This window comes from Bacillus sp. z60-11, assembly GCF_046464135.1.
Taxonomy (GTDB): Bacteria; Bacillota; Bacilli; order Bacillales; family Bacillaceae; genus Bacillus; species Bacillus sonorensis_A.
The window spans coordinates 250,610-276,427 of record NZ_JBIYSN010000003.1 but is presented as its reverse complement, the minus strand read 5'-3'; the positions used below and the strand labels follow the sequence as shown (position 1 = coordinate 276,427).

Genomic DNA, 25,818 nt, shown 5'->3' with positions numbered 1-25,818 from the left:
AAATTAATCCAATAGACTTATAAATCAATCTATCGACTTCTTATATAAGTAATTTACACCGTTTATTCATAGAAAAAAAGATCTAATTACCTAAAAAATGGTTTATTTTGTGTCCAAACATTGACTAAACTTTAAACTTTTTTTGACAGCTAATAGGATTTATTTACCATGACCCATGGAGAAAGCACGCCGATCAATAAAAAAACACCCTTTGAAGGGTGTCCAATACCTGTCACAAAATCGGTATCTTTTGCCTATATCCATTTTTCACCCAATATACCGCTCTACTATGTTCTCAGCATGGGGCAGATAGCTGCAGCCAAACGAATTCAAATGCAAATAGACGTAAAAAAGCTGATAAAGCGGCCATATTTCCCGGTCCAGCGGCTCGCCTGAAGCTTCTTCATAAGCGCGGTAAAACCGATCCGTAAAACCGCCGAATAAAGCGGTCATCGCCAGATCCATCCGGCAGTCGCCATACAGAACAGCCGGATCGATGAGATAGGGAGAGCCGCCTTCCCCCGCTATCCAGTTGCCTCCCCACAGATCACCGTGCAGAACAGATGCGCGGGGGCGATCCGGGAGCCAGCGGCCGATCGATTCAGCGAGACGGATATGACGTTTGGCCTGCCGGCCGCTTAAAAACCCTTTGTCCTGCGCAACCGCAATCTGCGGCAGCAGCCTTTTGTCCCGATAGTAATCATGCCAGCTCGCATACTTGCCGTTTTCCTGCTTGAATGTGCCGATATAATTGTCATACGACAGCCCGTAATAAGGTTTTTCCGCATGATGCATGGCCGCGAGCCGTCTTCCCAACTCTTCTTCCGTTTTGTCCGACCGAACGCTTTTGATATATGATAGTACGAGAAAACGCTCCAAATCCTTCTGGCTGTTATAAGCCAGAACCTCCGGCACCAACACCGCCTCTGTTTTGCCAAGTTCATGCAGCCCCATGGCTTCTTTTTCGAAAAAGTCGGCAGGCACTCCTTCGTTTAACTTGATAAACAGATGAGCTTCGTCTGTTTCTACGAGAAACGCCCGGTTGATGTCGCCTCCTCCCGCTTCCTTCACCTGTTTGATGAAGCGGCCCACTCCGGCTGATGTGACTGCTTTTTCAATGGTTGTTTTGACATCCATACTGTCACCCCCACTCACTTTATAACAAACCTTATGCGGAAATGAAAAGAGTTCGGCAGGTGAAGGGTTTCTGAGATGTTTACATGTTTTATAGATTGTTGTTCACATAAAAGTCATTTATATTTGTGAAATATTTCACAATATCCTGCTATACTTAAGTCGTACTCAAAAGACTTCTTAGTAAATACTTGGTGGTGGTAAACATGGAAACTAAATCGCTGATTCGCGTAGAAGAGCTTGCTTTGAAAAAATACGGAATATTCGAACAAAGCCGTCTTCATTATCTTCTTCGTTCTATACTGGCAAGCATGTTCATCGGATTCGGCGTGATCGTAGCATTTAAAACAGGAAACCTTTTTTATCTTGAGGGGTCTCCGTTCACATATCCAATTGCAGCGGTCACATTCGGGGGAGCCATTATATTGATTGTCTATGGCGGGGGAGATTTATTCACGGGAAACACGTTTTATTATACATTTGCAGCGCTTCGCAAAAAAATGCGCTGGACTGATGTCATCAAGATGTGGATCTTCAGCTATGCGGGAAACTTAATGGGCGCCGTCCTATTCGCAACCATCATCTTTGCAAGCGGCCTATTGAAAGATTCGTCTTCCACCGGCTTCTTGCTGAGCGTTGCCGAGCATAAAATGAATACGCCAGCCATCGAATTGTTTTTTAAAGCGATTCTTTGCAACTGGCTCGTCTGTCTGGCGTTCTTTGTGCCGATGTCACAAAAGGGCGACGGGGCGAAAATGTTCTCCATGATGCTGTTTGTTTTTACTTTCTTTATTTCCGGATACGAACACAGCATTGCCAACATGGCCACTTTTGCCGTCGCCTTGGTGACAGACCATCCTGAAACGATTTCCCTGGCCGGTGCCGTCCACAATATCATTCCGGTTACATTGGGAAATTTGGTCGGCGGAGCATTTATGATGGGGTTCATGTATAACTATGCGAACAAACCGGAAGCAAACGGCGAAGAAATCATCAAAAAACCGCACTGATAAATGATCATGAAACCGAGCCTTCATTCATAAAATCAGGTGACATTAAAATGGGAGGTTCGCGGACATGCAGCATTTTCAAACGATTTGCCGGCAGTTCGGACAAATTTTAAATGGAGAACCGCACGTCGAAAACGGCGTTTGCTCCGTCAGTATCAACCGGCACTTAAATATCAGAGTTCAGGGGAGGCCGAGCAGGGGAGTCGGGATGGAGGAAGTCATGTTCGAAGCGCTTGATCAAAACGGCATCGCCCTCAACATGGCGGAAATCGCGATTTTGCCGAAAGAAATCCCGGTTTTCACAAAAAAGCTGACCGATCAGGGCCTGATCATCAGCGCGTTGCATAACCATTGGCTGTTCACTGAACCGAATCTGTTATACATCCATTTTCAGTCAGTGGAATCGCCGTTAACATTTGCAAGAAAAACAGCTGCCGCTTTATCTGTTTTACAATAAAACGGCAGCTGTTTGTTTTCTTTATTCATTCATTTTTCCCATCGCAGAAAGCGCGACTCTCTCCACCGCTTCAGCGACGATTTCATGAACGTCGGGATTCAGCGGATCTGGCACAAGGTCGCCTTGTTTTGTACAGGATGCAATCGCCTCTGCTGCTGCGACCAGCATCGGATGGCTGATCGATTCCGCCCCTGCGTTCAACACGCCTCTGAAAATGCCCGGGAATCCAAGGACATTGTTGACGGACCGGCCGTCAGCGGCGTAGGCTGCACCCGCCTCAAGCGCATCTTCAGGCTCAATCTCCGGTTTCGGATTGGAAAGAGCCAAAATCACCTGGCCTTCACGAACCCATTGTTTCTTGATCAAACCTGGAACACCGGTAGTGGCGATGACGATGTCACAGCTTTCCATCAGCTCTTCAATGCTTTCAGCCGCGTGTCCCCCGTAATTTTCCAAACGGGCCATCGCTTCCAATGATTTATCCGTTCCGACAACCCGTTTGACACCGTAAGCCATGAACATCCGGCAGATGGCAACCCCAGCTGCTCCGAGCCCGATTTGGCCGACATGCGCCTGCTTTAAGTCGACGCCGGCGCTTTTAGCGGCTGAAATCGCCGCCGCCAGCGTGACCACAGCGGTGCCGTGCTGGTCGTCATGCATCACCGGGATGTTCAAATTGTTTTTCAAGCGCTCTTCGATTTCAAAACAATGCGGAGAACCGATGTCTTCAAGGAGAATCCCGCTAAATCCGGGCGAAATGTTTTGAACTGTCCGCACAATGTCGTCAGGATCTTTCGTATCGAGCAAAATCGGTACACCGCTGATGCCCGCCAGCTGGTCAAATAGAGCGGCTTTCCCTTCCATAACAGGCATTCCGGCAACCGGGCCGATATCGCCGAGGCCGAGGATGGCCGTTCCGTCCGTCACGATCGCCACCGAATTGCCGATTCCTGTATAGATGTTTGCTTTTTGCGGCTCTTCCTTTATAAGCTCGCAGACGTTTGCCACCCCTGGAGTGTAGACCCTTCTCAAGTCCGCCAATGAGTGAATCGGCATCTTGCTCTTCATGCCGATTTTCCCGCCTTCGTGTGCGGCAAGGACATCATCTGAAACGGTATGAAGATGGATGCCTTCTTTTAAATTGCGAATTACGTCAAGAATCTCCGTCAGCTGCTCTTCATGCTCAACCTGAACGGTGATGTTGCGCATCGTATAATTCGGCCCGACCTTGATCGTTTCAACTTCTCCAATATCGCCGCCGGCAAGGCCGATGGCCGTTGTCACCTTTCCAAGGTTTCCGGGTGCCGAAGGGATCTCCAGCATCAAATTCCGAATAATGTTATTGCCATTCATAACTGAAATACCTCCAATGATTGATTAAAGATCAGCTACCCCGCAGGTGAATCTTTTTTGTCCGTATACCAAATGAATTTCCCTGTATAGCCGTACAGAATCGCAAGTCCGATGGAAACGAAGCTCAGCCACATAAACGGCAGATAGGAGAACGTCGATACGCCGAGAATCCCGGCCATATAAATTCCGTTATCTGACCACGGCACCATTCCCGATGTCATGGTCCCCCCGACCTCCGCGTTTCTTGACAGCACCCTGCGGTCGATATGCAGCTTGTCATAACTTTTTTCCATGATTTTCGGTGTCAAGATGAGGGAAACGTACATCGCACAGCCAAATACATTTGCCAGGAAAGCGACAATGATCGTTGAAAATGTCACATTTCCGGCTGATGTCAGCTTTTTCTGGAACTTCGACACAATCACTTGTAAAACGCCTAAATGTTCAAGCAAACCGCCAAAACCGAGTCCAAGAATAATGACAACGACAGAGCCGAGCATCCCTTCGATTCCGCCGCGGTTTAAAAGCTTGTCCAAAAAGTCGATGCCGGTATCGATTGAAAACCCGCTGTAAGCTGTGCCGATCGCAGCGGAAAAATTCATGTCTTGGAATACCGCGGCCCAGATGGCGCCTAATAGAGCACCGATCGCAATCGTCGGCACCGACGGCTTTTTCATCGCCAATAGAACAATGACAACGATGGCCGGAATGAGCATCCAAATGTGAATATCAAATGTGTTCTGCAGTGATGCTTTCAAATATTCTACTTTAGCCAAGTCGACATTTTTCGTTCCGTAAATAAATCCGGTAATCGTAAACAGCACCGCCGTGATGATATAGGCGGGAATGGATAAAAACAGCATCGCTCTGACATGTCTGATGACCTCGACCTTTGATAAAGACGAAGCAAGCACTGTGCTGTCGGAAAGAGGCGATAATTTATCTCCAAAATAAGCGCCGGACAAAACAGCGCCGGCAACAAGCGGAAGCGGCAGTCCCAGTCCTTCCCCGATCGCCATCATGGCGATTCCGGCCGTACCGACGGTTCCCCAGGATGTCCCTGTTGCAACAGACGTAATCGAACAAATGATGAGCGTGGCGAGCAGGAAAATGCTCGGGTGGATAAATTCAAGTCCGTAATAAATCAACGTCGGCACAACCCCTCCGGCTATCCATGTGCCGATCAGAGCGCCGACGGCTATCAGGATGAGTATCGCTTCAAGTCCATTGGATATCCCGGTTGTAATCGATTTTTGCAAATCCTCATAACGGTGCCCGAGGCGAAATCCGAGCAAAATCACTAAAAACCATGAAATGAATAATGCCAGCTGAATAGGCAAATCAAACTTAACTGTAAACGAACATACTATGGCTAAAAACGCGCCTAATACACAAATAATTTCCAGCATAGACGGCAACCGTGTATTTTTCATCCTGAGATCCCCCTTATCAATTGAAACGCTTTCAAAGAAAAATACATAAAAATAGCGATTTAGTTCAAGTTTTTCATAAAATTTTAACTAACACAGCCCAGTATATCATGAAAAAGGCCAGGACCGTAACCCTTTACACTGCTCTCATTCGTTTTACAAGAAAAGCGAAAACACTCTGTATTTCTATCCCGGTATAAGCTTTAGAGTGTTTTCGCCTGTCGTTAGTTAATCACGATTCAAAAGTTCCGCACCGGCAATACCCGGCTTTGTCATTTCAAAAGGATTTAAAATCAAATCGAGCTCTTCCTCTGTCAATACATCATTTTGCAGGCATAAATCGCGGACCGATTGACCTGTCAGAATCGCTTCTCTCGCAATTCTGGCGGCCGCTTCATATCCGAGGTGCGGGTTGACGGCCGTAATAACGCCGGCGCTTTTTTCAACATAGGCTTTCAACCGTTTTTCATTCGCTTCAATGCCTGTCACACAATGATCCGTAAAGGAACGGAATCCGTTGTTCATGATGCTGATCGATTGAAGAAGGTTAAACACGAGCACAGGCTCCATCACATTCAGTTCGAGCTGGCCTGCTTCAGAAGCGAGGCAGATCGTATGGTCGTTCCCAATGACTTGGAAGGCGATTTGGTTAATCAGCTCAGCCATGACAGGATTGACTTTTCCCGGCATAATCGACGAGCCCGGCTGTCTTGCCGGAAGGGAAATCTCAGCCAGTCCTGCGCGCGGACCAGATGCCATTAATCTCAGGTCATTGGCGATTTTGGACATATTCATCATGCAGACTTTCAATGCCGCTGATACTTCCGTATATGCGTCCGTATTTTGCGTCGCATCGACAAGGTGGTCAGCGCCGACAAGCGGAAGTCCGCTGATGTCCGCCAAATATTTGACGACATGTTCAATATAGCGGGGATCTGCATTCAGCCCGGTTCCCACTGCGGTAGCGCCCATATTAACCTCGTACAGATGCTGGCGCGACTGTTTAATCCGCTTGATGTCGCGTTCGATCACGCGGCAGTACGCTTCGAATTCCTGGCCGAGGCGAATCGGAACCGCATCTTGGAGATGGGTGCGCCCCATTTTGATGACATGGTCAAAGTCGCGCGCTTTTTTCTTAAAGGCGTCAAGCATGTAATCCATCGTATCGAGCAGCTTTTCCAGAAGCTTGAGCGTCGAAATGTGAATGGCCGTCGGGAATACGTCGTTTGTCGATTGCGACATGTTGACGTGCGTATTCGGACTTAAGTGAATATATTCCCCTTTCCCGTGGCCGAGCAGTTCAAGCGCGCGGTTGCCGATGACTTCATTCGCATTCATGTTCATTGAAGTTCCGGCGCCGCCCTGGATTGGGTCGACGATAAATTGATCATGCAGCTTGCCGTCGATAATCTCGTCTGCCGCTTGAACAATCGCTTCACCGAGGCCTTTATAAAGGCGCTTTGTTTCCATGTTCGCGAGCGCGGCCGCTTTTTTCACAACAGCCAATGCTTTGATCATTTCTTCGTGAATTTTGTAGCCTGTGATCGGGAAATTCTCCGCTGCCCGCAATGTTTGAATACCGTAGTAGACATCGGCCGGAATGCTTTTTTCTCCGAGAAAATCTTTTTCCGTCCGGTATGTCATTTCAGCTTTCATTTGCTAACCCTGCTTTCTTTTTTAAATGATGATATCGTCTGAAATCGGTGTCTCCATGATTTTCTTCACTTCACCGGGATCCCCGGTTTGCCCTAAGGCCCACATGAGTTTCGGCACGATTGCTTCGGTGTTCATGTTTCTTGAACGGATAATGGCATCCTGGTTTACCTTTCGGCCAACCTCGTAAATGCTCATATCTTCTCCTTCTTCAAGGCATTGCGTCGTAATGGCGACGACGATTCCGGAATCGATCAGCTCGTTCACTTTTTCCAGAATGTTTCTTTTTTCAAATGGAATACCGCCGCTGCCGTAGCTTTCAATCACAATACCTTTATATGAATCTTTCAGACAATCCAAAAACTCGGGCTTTAAGCCGGGGTGCAATTTTAAAAGACACACATCAGTATTTAAGGAAGTATCAATCTTCAATGTGCCAGGCTTTGCCTCAGGCGCCCGCTTGTTGTACTCGATTTCCTTGTCATGGATGAAAGCGATATAAGGATAGTTGATACTTTCAAAAGCATCATAGCTTTTCGTTCTCAATTTGATCGCTCTCGTTCCCAAAATGACACGTCCATCAAAGACGACGTACACTCCGCCGATCCCGTCGCAGGCAAAGCGGACCGCGTCTTTAATATTTTTCTTTGCGTCCGTCTTCTTAAATGTAATCGGAACCTGGGAACCCGTAATCACAACAGGCTTGTCAACATTCTGCAGCATGTATGAAAGCGCTGCCGATGTATAGGCCATCGTATCTGTGCCATGGGTGATCACAAACCCGTCATAGCGGCTGTAATTTTCATAAACCGCTTCCGCCATTTGCACCCAGTGTTCAGGCTGCATATTTGTACTGTCTATATCCATTAAAGATTGGCAATCTATCGTATAATTTGAGTAGTCATCAGATAAATAGCTGAGAAGCTCTTCCGCTTTAACCCCCGGTGCCAGTCCATTTTCTCCTTCTACTGAAGCAATGGTCCCGCCGGTGGTCAAGAGCAGTAACTTTTTCATGTGCAACACCTCTTTAAGAAGTCAATTTATTCAGTCTAAAGCACGATCAGAAAATCAATGGCGGTCTGCATGTAAGCGCTGTATACGCTTTTTGCGTACCTTTAATGCAATTATAGTCTTCAAATGTGAAATAATCAAGAAAGTTTATTCATTACGCGTACACTTTTCCTGATATTATGCTATAATCACTTTGAATCAAAAGGAGCGTAAAATATGAATTTAGATCGATTAACAACACTGAGAAAAAGTAAAAAATGGTCATTGCAATATACTGCCGACCTTCTCGGGATTGCAAAAAGCACTTATGCGGGCTATGAATCAGGCTATCGCCGCCCTTCTTTAGAGGCGCTGATCGAAATCGCTGATTTATTCAACACCTCAACCGATTATTTGCTTGGCAGAGTTGACGATCCGCGGAATGGGAAGGATAAAAGTGATGCCATTGAGTTGACCGAATGGGGCAAGCACAAGCTTGCGATCGACGGGACGCTTCTTTCTGAAGAAGACATCAAACAGATGGCGGCGTTTATCAAGGTTAAAAAACAATTTGACAGCAATTCTAAAAGTTAAACATAGAACGAAAAAACTTGACTGGCAGGGAGGCCAATCAAGTTTTTTTATGACTAGACATATAAAAATTTTACACAAACCGCTTCCGGAGCCGGGACATTAGATTGCAAAAGCGTCAGTCTCCCCGTTTTTTCATCTCTTGCAAACAATGTCAGTGTTCCTGTTTCCTGATTGGCAGCGATCAAAAACTGTTCGGATGGATCAAGCGCAAAGTCCCGCGGCCATTCCCCTTCAGTTGACACGTGTTCAACAAGGGTAAGCTCGCCCGAATGTTCGTTGACGCTGAAGACGGCAACACTGTCGTGTCCGCGATTTGAAGCGTATACAAATTTGCCGTCCTTTGTGACGTGGATGGCGCCGCCCTGGCTCGCACCGTCAAAGCCTTCCGGCAATGCCGAAATCACTTGAATCTCCCTGAATTCACCCAAATCAGGGTTGTATTCCAACACGATGACTTCATTGCTCAGCTCCGTTAATACATATGCATACTTTTCCTGCGGGTGGAACTCGATATGTCTCGGCCCTGAGCCCGGTGCAGCAGCGTGTTTTTTCACTTCTTCAAGCCGGCCCTCTTTCAATTGATACGTGATGATAAGGTCCGTTCCGAGATCGACCGCCACTGCATATTTCTGATCAGGCGTAAATCCGGAATAATGGGTGTGTGCTTTTTCCTGTCTCTCATGCGGTCCTGATCCCTCATGATGCATCTCTGATGAAGGTGCAAGCAGACCCCGGTTCTCATTTAAAGGATAAGAGATGATCGTCCCGCTGTGGTAATTGGCGGAAAGAACATAGCGATTGTCCTGATCGACACTGACATGACAAGGTGACGGCCCTTCTTCCGTTTGCCCGTTGATGAAGGTCAGCTCACCGGCGGAGCCATCAATCCGATACGCGGCAACTCCGCCCTTGTCTCCGTCTTTCGCAACCGCATACAGCATTTCATTGTCTTTGGCGATATTCAAATATGTCGGACTGCCTAACTTTGCAGCGAGCTTTGGCGTCGTTAACGCTTTGTTCTCCGTATCAAGCTCGAATGTATAAATCCCTTCGCTGTCTGCTTTTGTATACGTTCCGATATAACCTCTGTACTTCGGCATCTTGATCCTCTCCTTTTTATACAGTCGTCCATTCCTATTTTAACTTACTGAAGCTGAATAATCATGATCTGGTATATAAAAACCTTAGACGCTCATATGAAAAAACCTTTTTATGATATTCTTAACATAAAAGGCTTTGACATCCGCTTATATCATGGAATCGCTCTCGTCCGGCAGCGGAGAAGTGAAAAATACCGATTTGAAAACGTTGTAACGACTCATTTTGCCACTGTACTTGAAATGTATCTCCATGAAATTCTAAAAGACTTGCGGGGTAAAATGGATAAAGTCATATTATCTATGTAAGACTATTTTTTACAAAATTGCGAAACTTTCCAGCCTGCTAATCGTATAAAAACAAAAGTTATATATTATGAAGGGGGTTTTTATATGCTAGTTGGAATAATTGGTTTTATCTTGGTGATATTCTTCCTCTACGCCGCCATGGCGCCGTCCGACGGAAACAACAGCGGCTCTTCAACTTTCTTTGTCGGGGGTCCTGATTCATCCGGAGACGGCGGCGGTGATTGCGGTGGCGGCGGCGATGGTGGCGGCGGCTGTTAAAACCTGCCGGCCGCCTTTCTCCTGCTCCTGCTCGGATTCTTAGGCTGGATGCAGCTCTTGCTGCAATCAGCGGCCAATTCCCTTCATAATTTGTTCACCATCTACTCCAAAAACATTCTAGTCAATTCAGTTGTTTAACCCGACTTCCGATTGGGAATGATGTTAGGACAACAGCTCCCCACTCTTCAACCGATACAAAAGTCATAAAAATTCGATTCCGATACAAAATATATAAAACTTTGCACCCGCTTGTTCGATATTAAAAGAAGACATTCATGACAAGGAGGGGTTTTTCCAGATGATTTTTTTACTGGTTTTATTTGCTCTGTTTATTTTGTATTCATTCTTTTTTGACAAGAGCAACAAAAGACCGTATAACAAAGCGGCCGTGAAAAGCGAAACATTGGTCCGCCAGCCAGCAGCGCCGACCGGATGTTTGAGGGTAATCGAAACCGCACCAGGGCAGACGGAAAACCGCCGAACCTCTGAAGGTATGCGCCCGAATCTGCGGCTTATCATCAACCCGACGCACCAAAGCGATAAAAAATAAGGAAAGCGGCATTGGTGAATGCCCTTTCCTATTGTCTGCTGTGCTCTATCATTCTTCCAAACGCTTCCGGCGACATGCCCGGCGCGATGCGGACCCTGTGCAGCGCATACATCCCCTGATCCCTTCGAGCCGCACCCGGCTCTGTCGTCACCGCCATTTGATAGCCCGCTTTTTCAGCCTGTTTGACCGTCTCGGCGTTATAGCGGCCGACCGGATAACTCAGCATAATTGTGTTTTGCTTGAGCATACCGTCAAACAATGTTTTGGAACGCGTCATTTCGCTCAGCTGCTGCTCCGGCGCCAGTCCGTTCAGTTCGACATGATTGATCGTGTGGCTTTCGATGGCAATACCGTGCCCGGCCATTTCTTTCATTTGGGCTTCGGTCAAATGATTCTTTCTGCCGATCGATTTGCCGATCATAAAAACCGTCGCCTTCATCTCATATTCTTTTAGAATCGGGTATGCTTTTTCAAAGTTATCTGTATAGCCGTCGTCGAACGTAATCAGCACGCATTTTTCACTCGGCATTTTATCCTGTGTTAAGACAATATAGGCTTCTTCGGGCGTCAGCGTGTAATAGCCGTTATCCTTGAGCCATTTCATCTGTCCGCGAAATTCCGTCTCCGGCACCCGCAGGCTGTTTCCCGATGAGATGCTGTGATACATGAGAATCGGAATGCGGGCCGGTCCGTCTACTTTGATCCAATCGGCTGTATCAATGGACGCTGGGTTTTGCTGAGAATCCTTTTCAGATCGCTCCGGCGCCTGCTGCGCCGCTTTTGATATTGCCTTTTCTTCCCCTTTTGCTTCATGGCTGGAACACCCGTAAAGCGCTCCCGTCAACATAAACAACATGAGGATCAGCTTCGTTTTTTTCACTCTTCTTTCCTGCTTTCGGTTTAACTTTTTTTGCTTTCTTAATATCGGCCGGACGCCAGGGTGTTTTGAGCATTCACGCAAACCATGCCTGATAGAGTCTCTCGATCCCTTCCTCGATGTCTTGTTCAGAAAGTCCTCCAAATCCCGCCATCACGATGGAAGAGGGGCTCTCACGTGGATCGATCCAAAAGTCTGAGACGGGATAAACTTTTACATCATGCTTTTCCGCTTTACCGATGAGGTCCTTTATATCCCGTCTGATTTCCATTAAAATATGGAGTCCCGCTTTTTCTCCGATGATGTTGACCTCATTGCCGAAATGCTTTTCGATCGCTGAAATCAATGTTTGATGCTTCTCCTGGTACACTTTTTTCATTTTGCGAATGTGCCTTTCAAAAAACCCTTCTTTCATAAACAAATACATCGCTTTTTGAATCATCGGTGAGGAAGATTGACTGTAGCGGCCTAATCTTTCGCGGAATCGCTCTGTCAGCTTCTGCGGCAGAACGATATAACTTAATCTGGCCGCCGGTAAAAAGCATTTGGAAAATGTCCCTAGATAAATGACATGATCTTTTGTATCAAGCGCTTTTAAAGATGGAATAGGCTGACCCCGATAGCGAAATTCACTGTCATAGTCATCTTCAATAATGTAGGCATCATTTTGGTCAGCCCACTTCAGCAATTTCAATCGTTTTTGAATCGGCAGCACCATCCCATATGGAAACTGATGGGATGGCGTAATGTAGGCGAGCTTCGCCCTGCTCTTCTTGAGCTGCGACAAATCGATTCCATCCGCTTCAAGCCCGATTGGATGGGTGGCGTATCCATGGTTCAGAAAAACGGAGCGGACACCGTCATACCCGGGATTTTCAACCGCAACCATCCGCCCGTTGGAGGAGAGCAGCTGACAAAGCAGGCTGACCGCGGACTGCGTCCCTGAACAGACCACGATTTGCTCAGAGGAACAGCGGACACCTCTTGCTTGAAATAAATGCTTGGCCAATTCTGCCCGGAGACCTTTGTCGCCTTGACGATCACCGTACAGAAACAAATCCGGACTCTCACTGTTCATCGCATCTTGCAGACACTTCTTCCATGTTTTGAGCGGAAAATGGTCCAAATCGATATCGCCATACTGAAAATCATATTGCACAGAAGGTTCTTCCTCGCGTTTTTGCCGTACAGGATATGTAAAGCGGCGAGTCGGAAAAAGCGGTTTTTCCAGCGGGAGCACTTTGATGCCGCTTCTTGGCCTGCTCTCTGTATACCCTTCTGCAGTCAGCTGCTGATAGGCGCTCTCAACGGTATTTTTGCTGATATGTAAATGCCGGGATAAATAGCGGATAGACGGCAGAACCGTGCCGGGAGGGATCCCGCCCTCTTCAATCTCCTTTTTAATATATTGATAGAGCTGAATATAAAGCGGTGTCCTCACTGTTTTGTCTAGTAAAGGCGTTAATTCTATCATCATCTGACCTCATCAAGTTTTCTTCTATTGTCTCTTTTTAAAGGGACAATAACAACCTACAATCATATCATAACACCTAAAAAGGAGCGTGACCGCTATGCACCATTCCATCCGCCAGCAGCAGCGGGCCTGCACAGATTCAGAAAAAATCGGCCGGTTTTTAAGCGAAGCCCAAACCGGATACCTCGGCTTGGCCGCTCAAGGGACACCCTATGTCATCCCTTTGAACTTCGTTTGGAAAAACGGACAGATTTACTTTCACGGAGCATCAGAAGGGCGAAAGATTGAGATGCTGCACGAAAATCCAAACGTATGCTTCACGGTCAGTGAACAATATGGAACAATGGTTCACCCGGTTCCCGCAAAAACAGATACCGCATATATGAGCGTCATACTTTTTGGCACAGCGTCAATCATCACTGATTTAGATGAAGCAACATCTGCCATGCAGACTCTTCTTGACAAATATGTACCAGGATACTACAGTTCTTCGCTGCAAAAAGTCCATGTAGAAAAGTACCGGTCGTCTCTAGGCAGCAAAACCGTTGTTTTCAAAATCGCGCCGGATACGATCACCGCAAAAGAAAACGCGCTGAAGCAAAACATGACATTTGAACAGGGGCGGACCGTAAAAGAAGATCGATGACAAAAAAGACCCTAAAGGCTTATGCTGAAGGGTCTTTTTAAAATTGTCAGGCAGAAACCCCGCCTGATTTTTCACCCGAGAAATTTCAATCCCGCCGTATATCGCTTTCGCTTCTTTTTTGTCCAGCAAACGAGCGCCAGTCTTTCCTCCGGATGCTTCTCATCAATTGAAATCAAAACATTCCCGTCGATTTCAAGCGGGACGTCGGCTTCGATTTGACAGCCTGACACACTGATATCCTTGATCACAATTTGATGCGGATTTTGCTCTGAGGCCGCGGGATAAAGGAGCGTCCCCATTCCTTGAAAAGCTTCGCGGACATACTTTCTTTTGAATGATTCCGGGCTCTTTTCCGTTTTCATCAAAAAGCGCACAGCCGTTGACAATGTGTCAGCCCGTTTTTCCCGATCGGCTTTTTTCGCATTTTCCGCCTGAAACATATAGCCGATCAGCTTGACATACAGGTCGCGCTCCATCTCTTTGAACCTCAGTCCAATTTCGATTTCGTTTCCTATCTTCGTCGTCCAGATCACCTGTACCGGCAATTTCCCGACACCGTCAATCATAAGGCCGTCCACTTGATAATACATATCCGCATCTGCTGAATAAGGCAGGCTGATACGGGCACCCGTGTCGCTGATATCCTTCAATTCACATTGATGGATTTGCTCTGAAGCGGTTGTTGAAAAGGATTCCGTTTGGTTGATGCTGAAACGCTCAGAGCTGCGGAACCTCGGCCTGTCAAAAGCGACGAGCAAAGCGAGAACGAGCCCCGCCATATTATAAAGAACCCAAAATAAATTGTATGATGTCACATTGATGTCAAATGTATGAAGGACGACATAATCGTAAAGCGTTTTGCCGAGAGCCGCCAACGTCATGCCAAGCAGCACGGCGCACGGATAGGCTGTCATATATTTAAATTTGCGCCGGTCGGTATTGACTCCCTTAGGCGTCACTTTAAAATCAAACCGTTTTTTGAAGATAAATTCGGACAAAGCCGACATCGCCATATGCGGCGCCATCGATGTATCATAAATATGGCTCCAGCTCATGCTGCGCTGCCTATCGGAAATGACCTTAAATGAAAGATAAGACCCCAAAAACGCCGGCAGCCAAAACGTAGTGATCGCCCAGAGATCTGTCTTTAAGCTATGAATCCCAAACAGCAAAAACAATAAAGGCGCTAAAATATACACCATTTTAAAGACACCGAAAAACCAAAAGAGGATGCCGTCAAAATACAGAATCCGCTGCATCGGTGTGAGGCCTTTTAAAAATAAAGGATTCCACTTCTTTCCGCACTGAATATTTCCTCTGCACCAGCGGTCGCGCTGTTTCAGAAGATCGGTCCAGGTTTCGGGTGCAAGACCGACCGCCAGCACTTCTTTGACAAACACAGATTTGTATTTCGTTTGCAACAGCATTCCCGTCGCCATATCTTCCGTAATCACTCCGGTTGCAAAACCGCCGATCTCCTCTAAAGCAGTTCTTCGGAACACGGTGTTGCTGCCGACATACATAACAGCATTAAAACGGTCCTTTCCGGCCTGGAGCCTTCTCATGAAAAAGTCCTGCTCATTTGGAATATTCGCGCCTGAAAACAGGTTGTATTGATATGGATCTTCATTATAGAAGGCTTGGGGTGTTTGTACAAAAGCGACCTTTTTCTTTTTAAAATAGCCGACGGTCTTTTGCAAAAACGCAGGCAGCGGCACCATATCGGCATCCATTGTCACAATCAGTTCGCCATTTGAACAGCTCATGGCGTGATTCAGATTTCCCGCCTTGGCATGCTCATTGTTTTTTCTCGTCAAATAATGAACGCCGAACTCTTCAGCGAGCTTGCGAATATCCGCTCGCTTGCCGTCGTCGCAAAGATAAATATTGACAAGCTCTTGAGGATAATCGAGATTCAGACATCCTGCCACCGATTTTTTCAAAACATGCCGCTCTTCGTTATACGTCGCAATTAAAATATCAACGGTCGGCCATTGCTCCTGATCATCAAGCGGTTCTGGCGCCCGCTTTTTTTCCTTCCACATGAGCGTATAAAAGATCAATAGCTGCACAAAGCCGATGCATTCGGTTGCAACGAGGATCACACCCATGGCCACATCGAGCGGGCCGGAACTTGGAAGGGTAAAACCGAACCGCCAAACAATATAAACGGCGTTTGTGATCAGACACATGATAATCAGCGGCTTTTTAAAACGCGGACTTGCCAGGCAGCCTAAAAAGCCGACCAAGAGCAAGACAACCATTACCAGAGGGTAGTAGTGTAATATGTATTCCATGTTTTTCTCCTATGACAATTTTTATGGCAGAGAAAAAACCCCGTTGAGGCAGGGTCTTTTACCAACATATCCATAATTTTTTCACACTCGAATATATTACCACTTTTCAATCTCAATTTCCTTATAAAATACTATTTTTTTAATTCTTTGTGATGATAACACAATATTTTATGAAACTATAGACCCTTTTACAAACGATTCTATCGTATTGTTTTTTCATTTATTTGATGTATATTCCATTTCAATTAAAACAACAGCATCCCTTGCTACGTTTTCAGCCGCATCTGAACCATTGGTCGCAGAAGCCTCTGCTAATCGGGGATGGCCAGCCGTCTGTTGAAACGGTCTTCTTCAAGGTGAAAAGGTCTTCCCGCCTAAATGTTTGATTTATTTTTGACGGAATAACAGCCGTTTTGTGTCCATTCACCTTCCAAAATCAGGGTTTTGAGGATCCGAGCCTATTTAAATCAGCTCTCGGCTACCGAAAAGCTGCCTTTTGTATGATCAAGACAAGCAAAGGCGGACACTTTAAAATCAACAGGGAACCGGTAGGTCTTCTTGCATGGTTGTCTGAATTTTGACTTTTTTAGTATACTTAATTTAGTTAAATAACACAGCAAAGGGATTTTTTAAGAATGGGGGAAATAATGATGGAAGCAAAATCAGAAGTTCAACATATTCCGATTCAACAGCCAAAAGAAAAAGATGAAAACTTTTTTGCCAAAGCGATGCATCTGAAAATCGGCATCATTCCGCTGCCTGTCTATCTACTGCTACTCACTCTGATCGTCACCTTCGTTTATATGCATGACCTTAAAAGCGACATTTTGACTGCGATTGCTGTTACGGGGTTTTTCGGCTTTACATTCGCACAAATCGGCAAGTCGATTCCGTTCATCCGTTCTGTTGGCGGGGCCGCGATTCTCGCCACATTTATACCTTCGGCGATCGTCTATTATCACTTGATTCCAGAGGATATCATTAAATCAACAACTGAATTTACAGAAAACTCAAACTTCCTTTATCTATTCATTGCAGCGATTGTTGTCGGCAGTATTTTAGGAATGAAAAGAGAAACCTTGATCAAAGCATTTCTTAAAATATTCATCCCGCTGATTGCCGGGTCGATCGCTGCGGGGGCAGTCGGTTTATTGGTCGGCACATTGCTCGGCCTGGGGTTTCAGCACACATTGCTTTATATTGTGATTCCAATCATGGCCGGAGGTGTCGGCGAAGGGGCGATCCCGCTGTCCATCGGCTATTCTGAGATTATGCCGATGTCCCAGGGAGAAGCCTTTGCATTGGTCATCCCTTCCATTATGTTTGGGAGCTTAAGTGCTGTTATTTTATCAGGCGTTTTAAATGTTGTCGGAAAGAAAAGACCGGAATGGACGGGCAATGGTAAGGTGGACCGCTCGGAAACCGATGATACGCTCCCGCTTGAGAGCCGGGATAAGGAAAAAGAAAACGTGTTTAACCTGTCTCATTTTGCTTCCGGCGGGATATTGGCTGTTTCACTGTATTTGGTCGGCATGCTTTCCCATGATTTATTCGGATTCCCTGCTCCTGTGATGATGCTTTTATTGGCCGTAGCCGTTAAACTGTTCCGTCTGGCACCGGCACATTTAGAAAACGGAGCCTACAGTGTGTCACGCTTTTTTTCAACTGCTGTCACCTATCCGCTGCTGTTTGCCATCGGTGTCTCCATGACACCTTGGGACAAGCTGATCGCCGCGTTCAACATTGCCAACATCATCACGATCGTCTCTGTTGTCGTCACAATGATGGCCGTCGGCTTTTTGACCGGAAAATGGCTCAACATGTACCCGATCGAAACCGCCATCATCAACGCCTGCCATTCCGGCCAGGGAGGCACCGGCGACATCGCCATTCTCAGTGCTGCTGAGCGCCTTGAGCTGATGCCGTTTGCCCAAGTATCCACAAGGATCGGCGGAGCGATCACCGTCACGCTTACATTGCTGTTATTGGCCCAGTTTTATTGAATAACCAAGCCTGCAGATATACTGCAGGCTGTTTTTTCTTACCTGCGTATTTTTTTCGGAACATAGTCCGGGTAATCTGTTACGATTCCATCCACTCCAGCCTTGATAAGCGGGGGAACTTCGTGGCGGGAACGGATGGTCCAAGGCGTAATGTTCATGCCGAGCGCATGAATCCGTGAAACAAGGGTCGGATCAACGGCCACATTGATTAAATTGGCATTGACATAGTCGGCATACCCGGAAAAGTCCTTCAGCTTTTCATTTGTCAGGTCTGTGACCTTTGAAGTCAAAACACCTGTCGGGACGGCCGGAAGCAGTTCATGCATTTTCCGTACGGAATTGAAGTTAAATGATTGAACGATCACTTGATCGTGTTTCGGCTTATCCATGCGCCGTTCTTTTAGAGCTGCGGCGATTTTTTCCTCTATGCCCGGATAGAGGGCAGGCTCCTTTAATTCAATGAGCATGCCGATTTTTCCTTTATACCGGTCAAGGACTTCTTCAAACGTCGGAATGCGTTCACCGGTGAACTGCGGTCCGAAATAGCTCCCCGCATCAAGCTTGCGCAGCTCGGCAAGCGTCAGATCCTTTACAGCGACCGGCTCCTCTGAATCAATGTCTGTCGTGCGGTTTACCGTCGTATCATGGATGACGACAAGCTCCCCGTCCTTTGACATCTGCACATCCAATTCGATATAATCGGACTTCATTTTGTACGCTAAATCAAAAGCGGCCACCGTGTTTTCAGGTGCATATCCGGAAGCCCCCCTGTGCGCAATGACATCCACTTTGTGAGGTTTCCCCTCCTGCTCTGCCGCGGCCGCATTTGGCGCAAACAGCAGTAAACCGAAGGACGCTCCAATCAATGAAGACAACACCGATTTTTTTAGACCTGCTGACATATGACCCACTCCCCTTTTTCTGTTGACTTGCCGTTCGCTATAAAAGTATAGCTTCTGACTGTAAACATTATGTTTCAACAGTCTTGAATTTTCATAAAATCAAAAAAGACTCCCTCATTTGAGGGAATCAGCGTTCACAGGCGATTTTATCCTTGTCGCGGTCAAGCCTTTTATTCGCGTCATACAGCGCTTTGGATACATAAGGCTTGTACTTCGTTTTACCGCCTTTGTTTTTTACCGATTTAGCGCGGGCAACACCGCCTTTATACGCCTTATTCAGCGCCTTGCAATTTTTATATGTTTTCACTTTTGTTTTCGCTTCCGCGGTGTCGCCGGTACTGCAGGAAAAACCGATGGCGAGACCGATGGAAAGGAAAACAGCAAACCATTTTTTCATTTTATATACCCCCTCATGTTTTAATGAAACCTTTTTCATCATATGCCATTTCATTCCTTTCGGCAAGAAAAATATGACATCTTGTTCAAATCAAAAAACCGGCGCCCGCCGGTTCAAGTTTTATATTCGAGCTCACAGGTTTTTTTTAAAACAGAGCCGATTTCATAAGCAAGCTCTTTCGGATGGATGCACCATTTGTCTTCAATTGGATGCTTCCAATCGTCATCTTTAATCAGTTTAAGCGCATAATGGCCTGCCGGATCGGTTTCCGGAAACCATTCAACATCTAATAACAGATTTTTTTCACGACATTTTAGCTGGAGCAGATCCTGCTTGAAATGGGACTGCCACAGCTTGCTGTCAGAAGCTAATTCATCCGGATTGATATCTGTTAAGCCATGGCGCAAAACCGCCCAGCCGGTCGGGATGCGCAGCCTCAGCAAATCGCCTGGATTCCCTTGATCGCCATCCTCTTTCAAAATGACCTTCTCCAATCGTTCGACCAGCTCGTCGTACGGAATATCTGAAATCTCGCCTGTCCGCTTTCCGCAGGCGTCGATCAGCCTGATGGCATATCGCTTCCCTCCGTCATGATCGACTTGTACGATTTCACGGCTTTCTTCCTGTTCAAGGAGCAGCAATTTTTGACGGCGGTCGCGAACGGGCTTTTGATATAAATGATTTTCGATAACCTTCCAGCCCTCTTGGATTTTCAATGGATGCAATTTAAAAAAGTAATGGAATCTCGTCAATCGTCTCACTTCCCATATCATAAATAGACTAGTCCGTCCTCTTAAATACCAGCCTATGCAGGGGCTTTTGTTTTAGAACCGAAGCACAAAAAAACTTGAAGATCAAATCTTCAAGTCAGTCTGCTATATGGTATATCTTGATTTGGCTGAGGAGGTCTGAGTTGTGGCTGCTTAAAACAGCGATTTTATCCTGTCCCAAAAACCTTCCTCTTAAAAATGTCATATTGTTCTCAGGCTGCAATGTGACGCGCTCAGTCTGAGTCGATAATTCGATGATGTTCTCCTGCACAAACATTGCCGTTTCACCGGAATAATGGACTTCATGAGGCTTATAACTGGATGTCAAAAATATTTTGTCCCTGTTGGAAGGATAAACATAGTATCTGTTATTTCTCGTATTCACTATAATGTGCGGCTCATCCATGTCATAGCCTACCACAGGCGAACCCTTTGTTTCCGACCAAAAAGAATAGAACGTCTCATATGCGTCTTTTACCTCAGCACCGCCAATCTTGGCGAAGGTATTTTCCTTGATGCTGTATTGGTAAAACTCGTCATCATATGTGACAAATACAATCTCATCCTTGCCCCATACATAATATTTGGACAAAACGGGAAGATCGTCTTTCACATCGCATATTTGCTGATTCATGTTTTTCAGATTGAAATAAAACAGCCGCCGTTCACCCTGGAAGAAAACAACCAATTCTTCCCCTGAGGCGTTTTTAAAAGAAGCATCAATGACGATGTCCTCTACATTGAACTCCTTGAGCACATTTAAATGGCCGTTGAACACGGTGATGCCTTCGTAGTCGTCATTGACGACTACTTTATCAGACAGCACTTCCATAAAATAAATGTCTTTTTCAGATTCTGTTTGATGAAGTTCAAGTAATTTCATGGTATTTTCCTTTCAGCACGCTATTTGATGAATTTTGAAATCGATTTGTTTGGATCCGCTTTGCTCGGGTCCAATACACCGCTGATCGGATCCGCTTCCCCCAGATGTTTTCTCCCTGTGCGGTCAAACACCTCGATATGGGAGGCTTCTCCTACATGAAGCGTATCACGGTAGTAATACAGACCGTCTTTTTCATATACTTGAGCGCCCTTTACACGGATTTTCGTTCGTTTAAATTCCTCGCCGCTGAGGAACGTTTCGTGGTCCTGCGGCACTCTTTTTTCCTTGACATAAGCCCTGTTGTTCTTATTAAGCTTCTCGTATAATTCCCTTCTTTTTTCCTTGCTGTAGTGATTGCCGTTATGAGCGACATAGTCTTTCTGTGACATGCCTTCCGGTTTCGGATCCCATATCGGTTTTGCTCGCCTTGGGCCGTCCTTCGCAGAAAATGCCAGCAAATCCTGCAGCGATTTTTTCTCAACACCGATGCGGGCCACCGCTGGTCCGGCGTGTGTCGCCAGCTGTTCGACGCGAATGCCGACCGGGACTTCGATCTTTCCTACATTCTTTTTGACTGTGTCGACAGCTTGCTTGGCCCGGTTCAGCTTATCATTGATCCACTTGCTGCTGTGGGCCTTGTATGGAAGCTTTTTCACCGGAAGTTTGTCGGCATAACGCGCCGCCGCTCCCACGCCTGTAATGGCCAGCGCATTGAACAGGCTTTGCTTCCGCTGTTCGTCTGATAATTTGTTGCCGAACATATCCCGTCCGGTCGCCGCTTCTCCGAAACCGTTCGCCGCTGTTAAACCGTAAATCCCGTATTCTGCTTTTTTCAAGTAGTCCAGCGATTTTGCCGACTTGTAAGCGTCAAGGGCATGTTCAGCAGCATTGACACCTTTGGCTGTTTTATAGATCGCTTTGCCGCCTTTAAAGGCGCGACCGGCCCAACCGACCACCGGGATGAAGCCTGCAGCGGCCATAGCTCCGGCTGTGACCCGTTGAGCAGCGCTGAGCTTTTTGCCTGTAACGGGATCGATTCCTTCCGTCGCTCTTTTATAATCATAATAGCCTGTCACTTCCCCGGTAAAGGTGCAAACTGTATCCCAGGCTTTTTCATACCATGGCCTGTTTGCCAGCTCCTCTTGCTCTTTCGCGATCCGTCTTGCTTCTTCCTGCTCTTTTTTGATTGAAAGGTATTCGGATGTTCCCTTTTCGACTTCGTCCTTCAGCCCGTAGACTTCGCTATTGTGGTAGGCATTGGCGTTAAAGTATAAGGGCGAGGCTTCCTTGCCCTTTTGTGTCGCATGAACAAGCGCACCGTACAAGCCCAGGACAAAACTTTCTTCTGTTTCTGATAAGGCATACTCTGACTTTAAGTCTGCATCAAATTCGTTTACTTTTGTTACCGTTTCCTCACGTTCTTTTTTCGCTTTGTTCAGATGGGATTCAAAGGTTTCGCTCGAAAACGTTTCCAGTGTGAGCACATCATCGATTTCAGCAAAGATTTTTTTCAGCTCTTTTTTTTGTTCGGAAACGATGGACTTTGATGTGGCGTGAGCATTTGCCAGCTCATTTTCTAAAAAGTCAAGCTTGACGACCGTATCCCCAGAAAGGTCGAGGTCTTCGGCAGCGCCGGCGATGCCGTCGAAAAAGGCAACCTGTTTATCGATCAGGCCGAGCCATGCATCTGCAACATCTGCCTGTGCCTGATAAAAATCTTTGATGGCTTCAGCACCTTCTCCCTGAAAATCATCCCCAAGGTTTACGACATTATGAAACTGCTTTTTCAAAGAAGCGATTTGCTCTCTTAAATCCCGGTATTGCTGCGAGCGTTCTTTCATCGCAGAGATTAAGGTTTTTGCTTCGTAGATTTTCATCGGCCTTAAGCCCTTTCTTTAATTATTTTCGATTTGAAACCTCTTCGGTCCTAGAACAGACGCCTTGTTAAATCACCGATGGTGCTGCCCAGTTCTTCGAGGGCTTCCTCCCCTTTTGAAAGAAGCTCATCTGCCGTATGAGCCAGCCCCCTTGCAGCGGATAAAGCACCCTGCTCGATTTCCAGCAACACGATCTTGGATTGGATCCTTGCCTTATAGCTTTCATAATCATTCATGGTGATGTTTTGCATTTCATTGTACGCTTCATCTCTTGCCTCCGAAAATTTTTCTGAACGGCTGCCATTCCACGATGAGCCCAGATTGGGACTTTGGATCTTTTTGATTTCTTTTAAAGACGTATTTTGTTCTGCTTCTATTTTGCTTTTAGCCCGTTTCAGTCTCGATATTTTTTCTTCAAGATCGGCTGATTGGCTGGAGATCGCCGCATGGATGCGATCCAGCATATCCGAATAGCTCATTAAATCGTCACCTCTGTATTAAAATGAGAGACTCATATTTTTGAATTTTGGCAAAAATGTGTTTGTAGGTCTTTTTCCATAATTTAAATTATAAGGCTGAAAGTAGCAGAGATGAATAGGAAAATCGGCTCTTTTTTGCAGAAAAAAACCGCCTGGCGGCTAAGGCGCGCCAAGCGGTTTTTTGTTTTATTCACCGTCTTTTTCTTTCCCGTAATGATATTTTGACGGATCAACAGGGGTAAAGTCAGGAAGTTCATGGAATCTCAGCAGGTCTTTATAAAGGACCTGGTCAGACAGTTCAAGCTCTTCTGACACCTGTGATTTAATATTTTCGACTTCTTTATTCGATTTGATCTCTTTTCCGGTCTTTGTATCATAAACCGTCGTGTCGATCACCGTGTATTTTGGTGTGACAAAGTTGCCGTTTCGGAAAGGGACGGTTTGGTCATGTTCTTTCGAGAAGAGATCTGTCCCGAAATTGATATATTTATTGCTGTCGATTCCTTCGAGATGAAGAATCGTCGGCATGACATCCATTTCCCCGCCATACGTATGGTTGACTCCGCCTTCTTTGCCCGGAATGCGGATCATCAGCGGTACGCGCTGATTCATCGCGTTTTGATACGGTGTAATCTCTTTGCCTAATACCTCTTTCATCGCCCGGTTATGATTTTCTGAAATTCCGTTGTGATCTCCGTAGATGATGATCACGGAATCATCATATAATCCCGATTTTTTCAGATCCTTAAAGAACTGTTCGAGGGCTTCATCAAGATAACGGGCCGTCTGGAAGTATCCGTCTACCGTTTTGTCGCCTGTCGTTCCCTTCTCAAGGGTCGCATCCTTATCATCGAGGATGAATGGATAATGGTTTGTCAGTGTCAGCAAATGGGCGTAAAACGGCTGTTTGAGCGATTTCAGCTTCGGAATCGACTCTTCAAAAAACGGCTTATCCTTCAAGCCAAGGTTGACAAGGTTGTCTTCAGACATGTCGTATGTGCTGGCATCAAAGAATTTGTCATAGCCAATCTGTTTGTATACCTGGTCGCGGTTCCAGAATGACTTGTAGTCCCCGTGCATGACGGCACTTGTATACCCTTCTTTTTGGTTTAAAATCGCCGGAAGGGATTGATACGTATTTTGTCCTTTTGTCACAAACGCACTGCCTTCAGGCAGTCCGTAAAGGCTATTGTCCATCATCAATTCGGCATCCGCGGTTTTCCCCTGCCCGGTCTGATGGAAAAAGTTATCAAAATAGATCGTGTTCTCCTGGCCGTGAGCCAGCTTATTCAGAAACGGTGTTACTTCTTTTCCGTTCAGTTTGTAGTCGATCAAAAACGTCTGGAAGCTTTCCAGATGAATTTTGATGATGTTCTTTCCTTTTGCAGCGCCGAAGTACTCATCATTCGGCTTCGCATAATGCGAGCTGGTATAATTGACAACGCTCGTCAAATCATCGCTGCTTGCATACGCTTTTTGGCTTGCGGTCTGAGCGGCCTGTACGCCATCATAAATCATGTAATTGTACGGCCCCAAATATTTGACGATATAATTTCGGTCAAATGTTCTTGTCAAAAGCTCGGGACGGTCTTCTTCGGCAATCGAGAGATTGATGAAGAACAACGCCACACCGCTCAACACGATGGCTGCAGCCCATCTTTTTTTCAGCTTGGAAGCCTTGAGTTCAGGCCTGCGGACACACAATGCAATCAGAATGACGAGGTCAATGAAATAGATCGCGTCATGAGCAGCCATGACACCAAAAATTCCGTCTGACATATTGCCGAGGTTTCCGGCTTGTTTCAAGTTTGCAAAAGTCAAAAAGTCATCAAAGAAACGGTAAAACATGATATTCGCATATAAAGCGAACGTCATCACAGCATCAATGATAATGATCCAAACCGCCGCCCGCCGGCCTTTTGCAAATAAAGCCAAACCGAGCGCAACGATCGTAAAGCTGAATGGATTAATAAATAAGAGAGCCTGCTGAGTGGTCCCTTTCACACCTAGATTAAATTCTAAAAAGTAAGAAGCATAGGTTTTAGCCCATACAAAAATAACAGCTAACAGAAAAAAGCTTAGCTTATGAGAAAATATTTTCTTCATGATAACCTCTACCTTTTAAAGTTTTTCTGATTCAAAATAAACAAATTTAACAATAACATAAAATAGGAAAAACGAAAACGCTTTTCTCTAAATCTTAACTACAGCTACCAGCCTGTCAAACCAATTGCATTGCCTCTAAATTATGACGGATATTCCGTCCCAAAGGTTTCACACCTTTTCCAATTCGCTTATCATAAGGAGGGCAGATGCGGGCACAGGCCCTGCTGCATCGGGGATTCCCGAATGAAAAGAGGAAATCTCTCAGACTAGGG

Annotated in this window: 23 protein-coding genes; 7 read left to right on the top strand and 16 right to left on the bottom strand. The window is 46.0% G+C overall.

Annotation, left to right across the window (positions count from 1 at the left end):
* Positions 1-267: 267 nt before the first annotated feature.
* Positions 268-1,137, bottom strand: a complete 870-nt coding sequence (locus tag ACINLD_RS11225) for a fructosamine kinase family protein (protein ID WP_026589258.1) — start codon at positions 1,135-1,137, stop codon at positions 268-270.
* A gap of 203 nt (positions 1,138-1,340) precedes the next feature.
* Between ACINLD_RS11225 and ACINLD_RS11220 the strand changes: the two genes are divergently transcribed.
* Positions 1,341-2,144: a formate/nitrite transporter family protein gene (locus ACINLD_RS11220; protein ID WP_026589259.1), complete on the top strand. Its 804-nt coding sequence runs from the start codon at positions 1,341-1,343 to the stop codon at positions 2,142-2,144.
* A 67-nt stretch (positions 2,145-2,211) separates the two neighbouring features.
* Entirely contained in the window at positions 2,212-2,601 is a 390-nt protein-coding gene (locus ACINLD_RS11215; RefSeq protein ID WP_026589260.1) for a DUF1259 domain-containing protein, read from the top strand.
* 21 nt (positions 2,602-2,622) lie between these two features.
* Here ACINLD_RS11215 and ACINLD_RS11210 read toward each other — a convergent pair whose 3' ends face one another.
* The 4 genes from ACINLD_RS11210 to ACINLD_RS11195 all read right to left on the bottom strand — a co-directional run bounded on the left by ACINLD_RS11210 (position 2,623) and on the right by ACINLD_RS11195 (position 8,051).
* Positions 2,623-3,954 carry an NAD-dependent malic enzyme gene (locus ACINLD_RS11210; protein WP_026589261.1) on the bottom strand — a complete coding sequence of 444 codons (1,332 nt, stop codon included), beginning with the start codon at positions 3,952-3,954 and terminating at the stop codon, positions 2,623-2,625.
* Positions 3,955-3,989: 35 nt separating this feature from the next.
* Entirely contained in the window at positions 3,990-5,387 is a 1,398-nt protein-coding gene (nhaC, locus tag ACINLD_RS11205) for a Na+/H+ antiporter NhaC (protein ID WP_026589262.1), read from the bottom strand.
* A 225-nt stretch (positions 5,388-5,612) separates the two neighbouring features.
* Positions 5,613-7,040: an aspartate ammonia-lyase gene (aspA, locus tag ACINLD_RS11200; protein WP_026589263.1), complete on the bottom strand. Its 1,428-nt coding sequence runs from the start codon at positions 7,038-7,040 to the stop codon at positions 5,613-5,615.
* A 21-nt stretch (positions 7,041-7,061) separates the two neighbouring features.
* On the bottom strand, positions 7,062-8,051 hold the full coding sequence (locus ACINLD_RS11195) for an asparaginase (RefSeq protein ID WP_026589264.1): 990 nt from the start codon (positions 8,049-8,051) through the stop codon (positions 7,062-7,064).
* Between the two features lie 213 nt (positions 8,052-8,264).
* Between ACINLD_RS11195 and ACINLD_RS11190 the strand changes: the two genes are divergently transcribed.
* Positions 8,265-8,621 carry a helix-turn-helix domain-containing protein gene (locus tag ACINLD_RS11190; RefSeq protein WP_026589265.1) on the top strand — a complete coding sequence of 119 codons (357 nt, stop codon included), beginning with the start codon at positions 8,265-8,267 and terminating at the stop codon, positions 8,619-8,621.
* 53 nt (positions 8,622-8,674) lie between these two features.
* Here ACINLD_RS11190 and ACINLD_RS11185 read toward each other — a convergent pair whose 3' ends face one another.
* Positions 8,675-9,721: a lactonase family protein gene (locus ACINLD_RS11185; RefSeq protein WP_409444385.1), complete on the bottom strand. Its 1,047-nt coding sequence runs from the start codon at positions 9,719-9,721 to the stop codon at positions 8,675-8,677.
* 390 nt (positions 9,722-10,111) lie between these two features.
* On the opposite strand from ACINLD_RS11185, the gene ACINLD_RS11180 reads away from it, so the two are divergent.
* Together ACINLD_RS11180 and ACINLD_RS11175 are read left to right on the top strand one after the other, a co-directional pair.
* On the top strand, positions 10,112-10,285 hold the full coding sequence (locus ACINLD_RS11180) for a hypothetical protein (RefSeq protein ID WP_179115679.1): 174 nt from the start codon (positions 10,112-10,114) through the stop codon (positions 10,283-10,285).
* A gap of 298 nt (positions 10,286-10,583) precedes the next feature.
* Positions 10,584-10,835, top strand: coding sequence for a hypothetical protein (locus tag ACINLD_RS11175; protein ID WP_026589268.1), 252 nt, complete (start codon positions 10,584-10,586; stop codon positions 10,833-10,835).
* 28 nt (positions 10,836-10,863) lie between these two features.
* On the opposite strand, the gene ACINLD_RS11170 is transcribed toward ACINLD_RS11175, so the two are convergent.
* Together ACINLD_RS11170 and ACINLD_RS11165 are read right to left on the bottom strand one after the other, a co-directional pair.
* On the bottom strand, positions 10,864-11,691 hold the full coding sequence (locus ACINLD_RS11170; RefSeq protein WP_409444455.1) for a polysaccharide deacetylase family protein: 828 nt from the start codon (positions 11,689-11,691) through the stop codon (positions 10,864-10,866).
* A 97-nt stretch (positions 11,692-11,788) separates the two neighbouring features.
* The gene (locus ACINLD_RS11165; protein WP_409444386.1) at positions 11,789-13,186 is read right to left on the bottom strand and encodes a PLP-dependent aminotransferase family protein; all 1,398 of its coding nucleotides are present in this window, start codon (positions 13,184-13,186) and stop codon (positions 11,789-11,791) included.
* 97 nt (positions 13,187-13,283) lie between these two features.
* Here ACINLD_RS11165 and ACINLD_RS11160 point away from each other — a divergent pair, with 97 nt between their 5' ends.
* Positions 13,284-13,832, top strand: coding sequence for a pyridoxamine 5'-phosphate oxidase family protein (locus tag ACINLD_RS11160; protein ID WP_026589271.1), 549 nt, complete (start codon positions 13,284-13,286; stop codon positions 13,830-13,832).
* A 71-nt stretch (positions 13,833-13,903) separates the two neighbouring features.
* On the opposite strand, the gene ACINLD_RS11155 is transcribed toward ACINLD_RS11160, so the two are convergent.
* On the bottom strand, positions 13,904-16,129 hold the full coding sequence (locus tag ACINLD_RS11155; protein ID WP_026589272.1) for a glycosyltransferase: 2,226 nt from the start codon (positions 16,127-16,129) through the stop codon (positions 13,904-13,906).
* Positions 16,130-16,779: 650 nt separating this feature from the next.
* Here ACINLD_RS11155 and ACINLD_RS11150 point away from each other — a divergent pair.
* A complete protein-coding gene (locus ACINLD_RS11150) occupies positions 16,780-18,132 on the top strand; it encodes a 2-hydroxycarboxylate transporter family protein (RefSeq protein ID WP_409444387.1) in 1,353 nt (450 codons plus the stop codon).
* 38 nt (positions 18,133-18,170) lie between these two features.
* On the opposite strand, the gene ACINLD_RS11145 is transcribed toward ACINLD_RS11150, so the two are convergent.
* From ACINLD_RS11145 to ACINLD_RS11115, 7 genes are all read right to left on the bottom strand, one after another.
* Positions 18,171-19,034: a glycerophosphodiester phosphodiesterase gene (locus ACINLD_RS11145; RefSeq protein WP_409444388.1), complete on the bottom strand. Its 864-nt coding sequence runs from the start codon at positions 19,032-19,034 to the stop codon at positions 18,171-18,173.
* A gap of 127 nt (positions 19,035-19,161) precedes the next feature.
* On the bottom strand, positions 19,162-19,431 hold the full coding sequence (locus tag ACINLD_RS11140) for an excalibur calcium-binding domain-containing protein (protein ID WP_026589275.1): 270 nt from the start codon (positions 19,429-19,431) through the stop codon (positions 19,162-19,164).
* A 113-nt stretch (positions 19,432-19,544) separates the two neighbouring features.
* Positions 19,545-20,192 (bottom strand): hypothetical protein, encoded by a 648-nt coding sequence (locus tag ACINLD_RS11135; RefSeq protein WP_409444456.1) that lies wholly within the window; start codon positions 20,190-20,192, stop codon positions 19,545-19,547.
* A gap of 106 nt (positions 20,193-20,298) precedes the next feature.
* The gene (locus tag ACINLD_RS11130; protein ID WP_409444389.1) at positions 20,299-21,084 is read right to left on the bottom strand and encodes a hypothetical protein; all 786 of its coding nucleotides are present in this window, start codon (positions 21,082-21,084) and stop codon (positions 20,299-20,301) included.
* Positions 21,085-21,104: 20 nt separating this feature from the next.
* Positions 21,105-22,961, bottom strand: coding sequence for a ribonuclease YeeF family protein (locus ACINLD_RS11125; RefSeq protein WP_409444390.1), 1,857 nt, complete (start codon positions 22,959-22,961; stop codon positions 21,105-21,107).
* A gap of 50 nt (positions 22,962-23,011) precedes the next feature.
* Positions 23,012-23,440, bottom strand: coding sequence for a DUF5082 family protein (locus tag ACINLD_RS11120; protein ID WP_026589279.1), 429 nt, complete (start codon positions 23,438-23,440; stop codon positions 23,012-23,014).
* 186 nt (positions 23,441-23,626) lie between these two features.
* Entirely contained in the window at positions 23,627-25,546 is a 1,920-nt protein-coding gene (locus ACINLD_RS11115; protein WP_026589280.1) for an LTA synthase family protein, read from the bottom strand.
* Positions 25,547-25,818: the final 272 nt, after the last annotated feature.

What these genes read in the sequence shown, in the direction of transcription:
- ACINLD_RS11225 (WP_026589258.1), bottom strand. Translation starts at nt 1,137, where the DNA reads ATGGATGTCAAAACAACCATTGAAAAAGCAGTCACATCAGCCGGAGTG.
- ACINLD_RS11220 (WP_026589259.1), top strand. Translation starts at nt 1,341, where the DNA reads ATGGAAACTAAATCGCTGATTCGCGTAGAAGAGCTTGCTTTGAAAAAA.
- ACINLD_RS11215 (WP_026589260.1), top strand. Translation starts at nt 2,212, where the DNA reads ATGCAGCATTTTCAAACGATTTGCCGGCAGTTCGGACAAATTTTAAAT.
- ACINLD_RS11210 (WP_026589261.1), bottom strand. Translation starts at nt 3,954, where the DNA reads ATGAATGGCAATAACATTATTCGGAATTTGATGCTGGAGATCCCTTCG.
- nhaC (WP_026589262.1), bottom strand. Translation starts at nt 5,387, where the DNA reads ATGAAAAATACACGGTTGCCGTCTATGCTGGAAATTATTTGTGTATTA.
- aspA (WP_026589263.1), bottom strand. Translation starts at nt 7,040, where the DNA reads ATGAAAGCTGAAATGACATACCGGACGGAAAAAGATTTTCTCGGAGAA.
- ACINLD_RS11195 (WP_026589264.1), bottom strand. Translation starts at nt 8,051, where the DNA reads ATGAAAAAGTTACTGCTCTTGACCACCGGCGGGACCATTGCTTCAGTA.
- ACINLD_RS11190 (WP_026589265.1), top strand. Translation starts at nt 8,265, where the DNA reads ATGAATTTAGATCGATTAACAACACTGAGAAAAAGTAAAAAATGGTCA.
- ACINLD_RS11185 (WP_409444385.1), bottom strand. Translation starts at nt 9,721, where the DNA reads ATGCCGAAGTACAGAGGTTATATCGGAACGTATACAAAAGCAGACAGC.
- ACINLD_RS11180 (WP_179115679.1), top strand. Translation starts at nt 10,112, where the DNA reads ATGCTAGTTGGAATAATTGGTTTTATCTTGGTGATATTCTTCCTCTAC.
- ACINLD_RS11175 (WP_026589268.1), top strand. Translation starts at nt 10,584, where the DNA reads ATGATTTTTTTACTGGTTTTATTTGCTCTGTTTATTTTGTATTCATTC.
- ACINLD_RS11170 (WP_409444455.1), bottom strand. Translation starts at nt 11,691, where the DNA reads ATGTTGTTTATGTTGACGGGAGCGCTTTACGGGTGTTCCAGCCATGAA.
- ACINLD_RS11165 (WP_409444386.1), bottom strand. Translation starts at nt 13,186, where the DNA reads ATGATAGAATTAACGCCTTTACTAGACAAAACAGTGAGGACACCGCTT.
- ACINLD_RS11160 (WP_026589271.1), top strand. Translation starts at nt 13,284, where the DNA reads ATGCACCATTCCATCCGCCAGCAGCAGCGGGCCTGCACAGATTCAGAA.
- ACINLD_RS11155 (WP_026589272.1), bottom strand. Translation starts at nt 16,129, where the DNA reads ATGGAATACATATTACACTACTACCCTCTGGTAATGGTTGTCTTGCTC.
- ACINLD_RS11150 (WP_409444387.1), top strand. Translation starts at nt 16,780, where the DNA reads ATGGAAGCAAAATCAGAAGTTCAACATATTCCGATTCAACAGCCAAAA.
- ACINLD_RS11145 (WP_409444388.1), bottom strand. Translation starts at nt 19,034, where the DNA reads ATGTCAGCAGGTCTAAAAAAATCGGTGTTGTCTTCATTGATTGGAGCG.
- ACINLD_RS11140 (WP_026589275.1), bottom strand. Translation starts at nt 19,431, where the DNA reads ATGAAAAAATGGTTTGCTGTTTTCCTTTCCATCGGTCTCGCCATCGGT.
- ACINLD_RS11130 (WP_409444389.1), bottom strand. Translation starts at nt 21,084, where the DNA reads ATGAAATTACTTGAACTTCATCAAACAGAATCTGAAAAAGACATTTAT.
- ACINLD_RS11125 (WP_409444390.1), bottom strand. Translation starts at nt 22,961, where the DNA reads ATGAAAATCTACGAAGCAAAAACCTTAATCTCTGCGATGAAAGAACGC.
- ACINLD_RS11120 (WP_026589279.1), bottom strand. Translation starts at nt 23,440, where the DNA reads ATGAGCTATTCGGATATGCTGGATCGCATCCATGCGGCGATCTCCAGC.
- ACINLD_RS11115 (WP_026589280.1), bottom strand. Translation starts at nt 25,546, where the DNA reads ATGAAGAAAATATTTTCTCATAAGCTAAGCTTTTTTCTGTTAGCTGTT.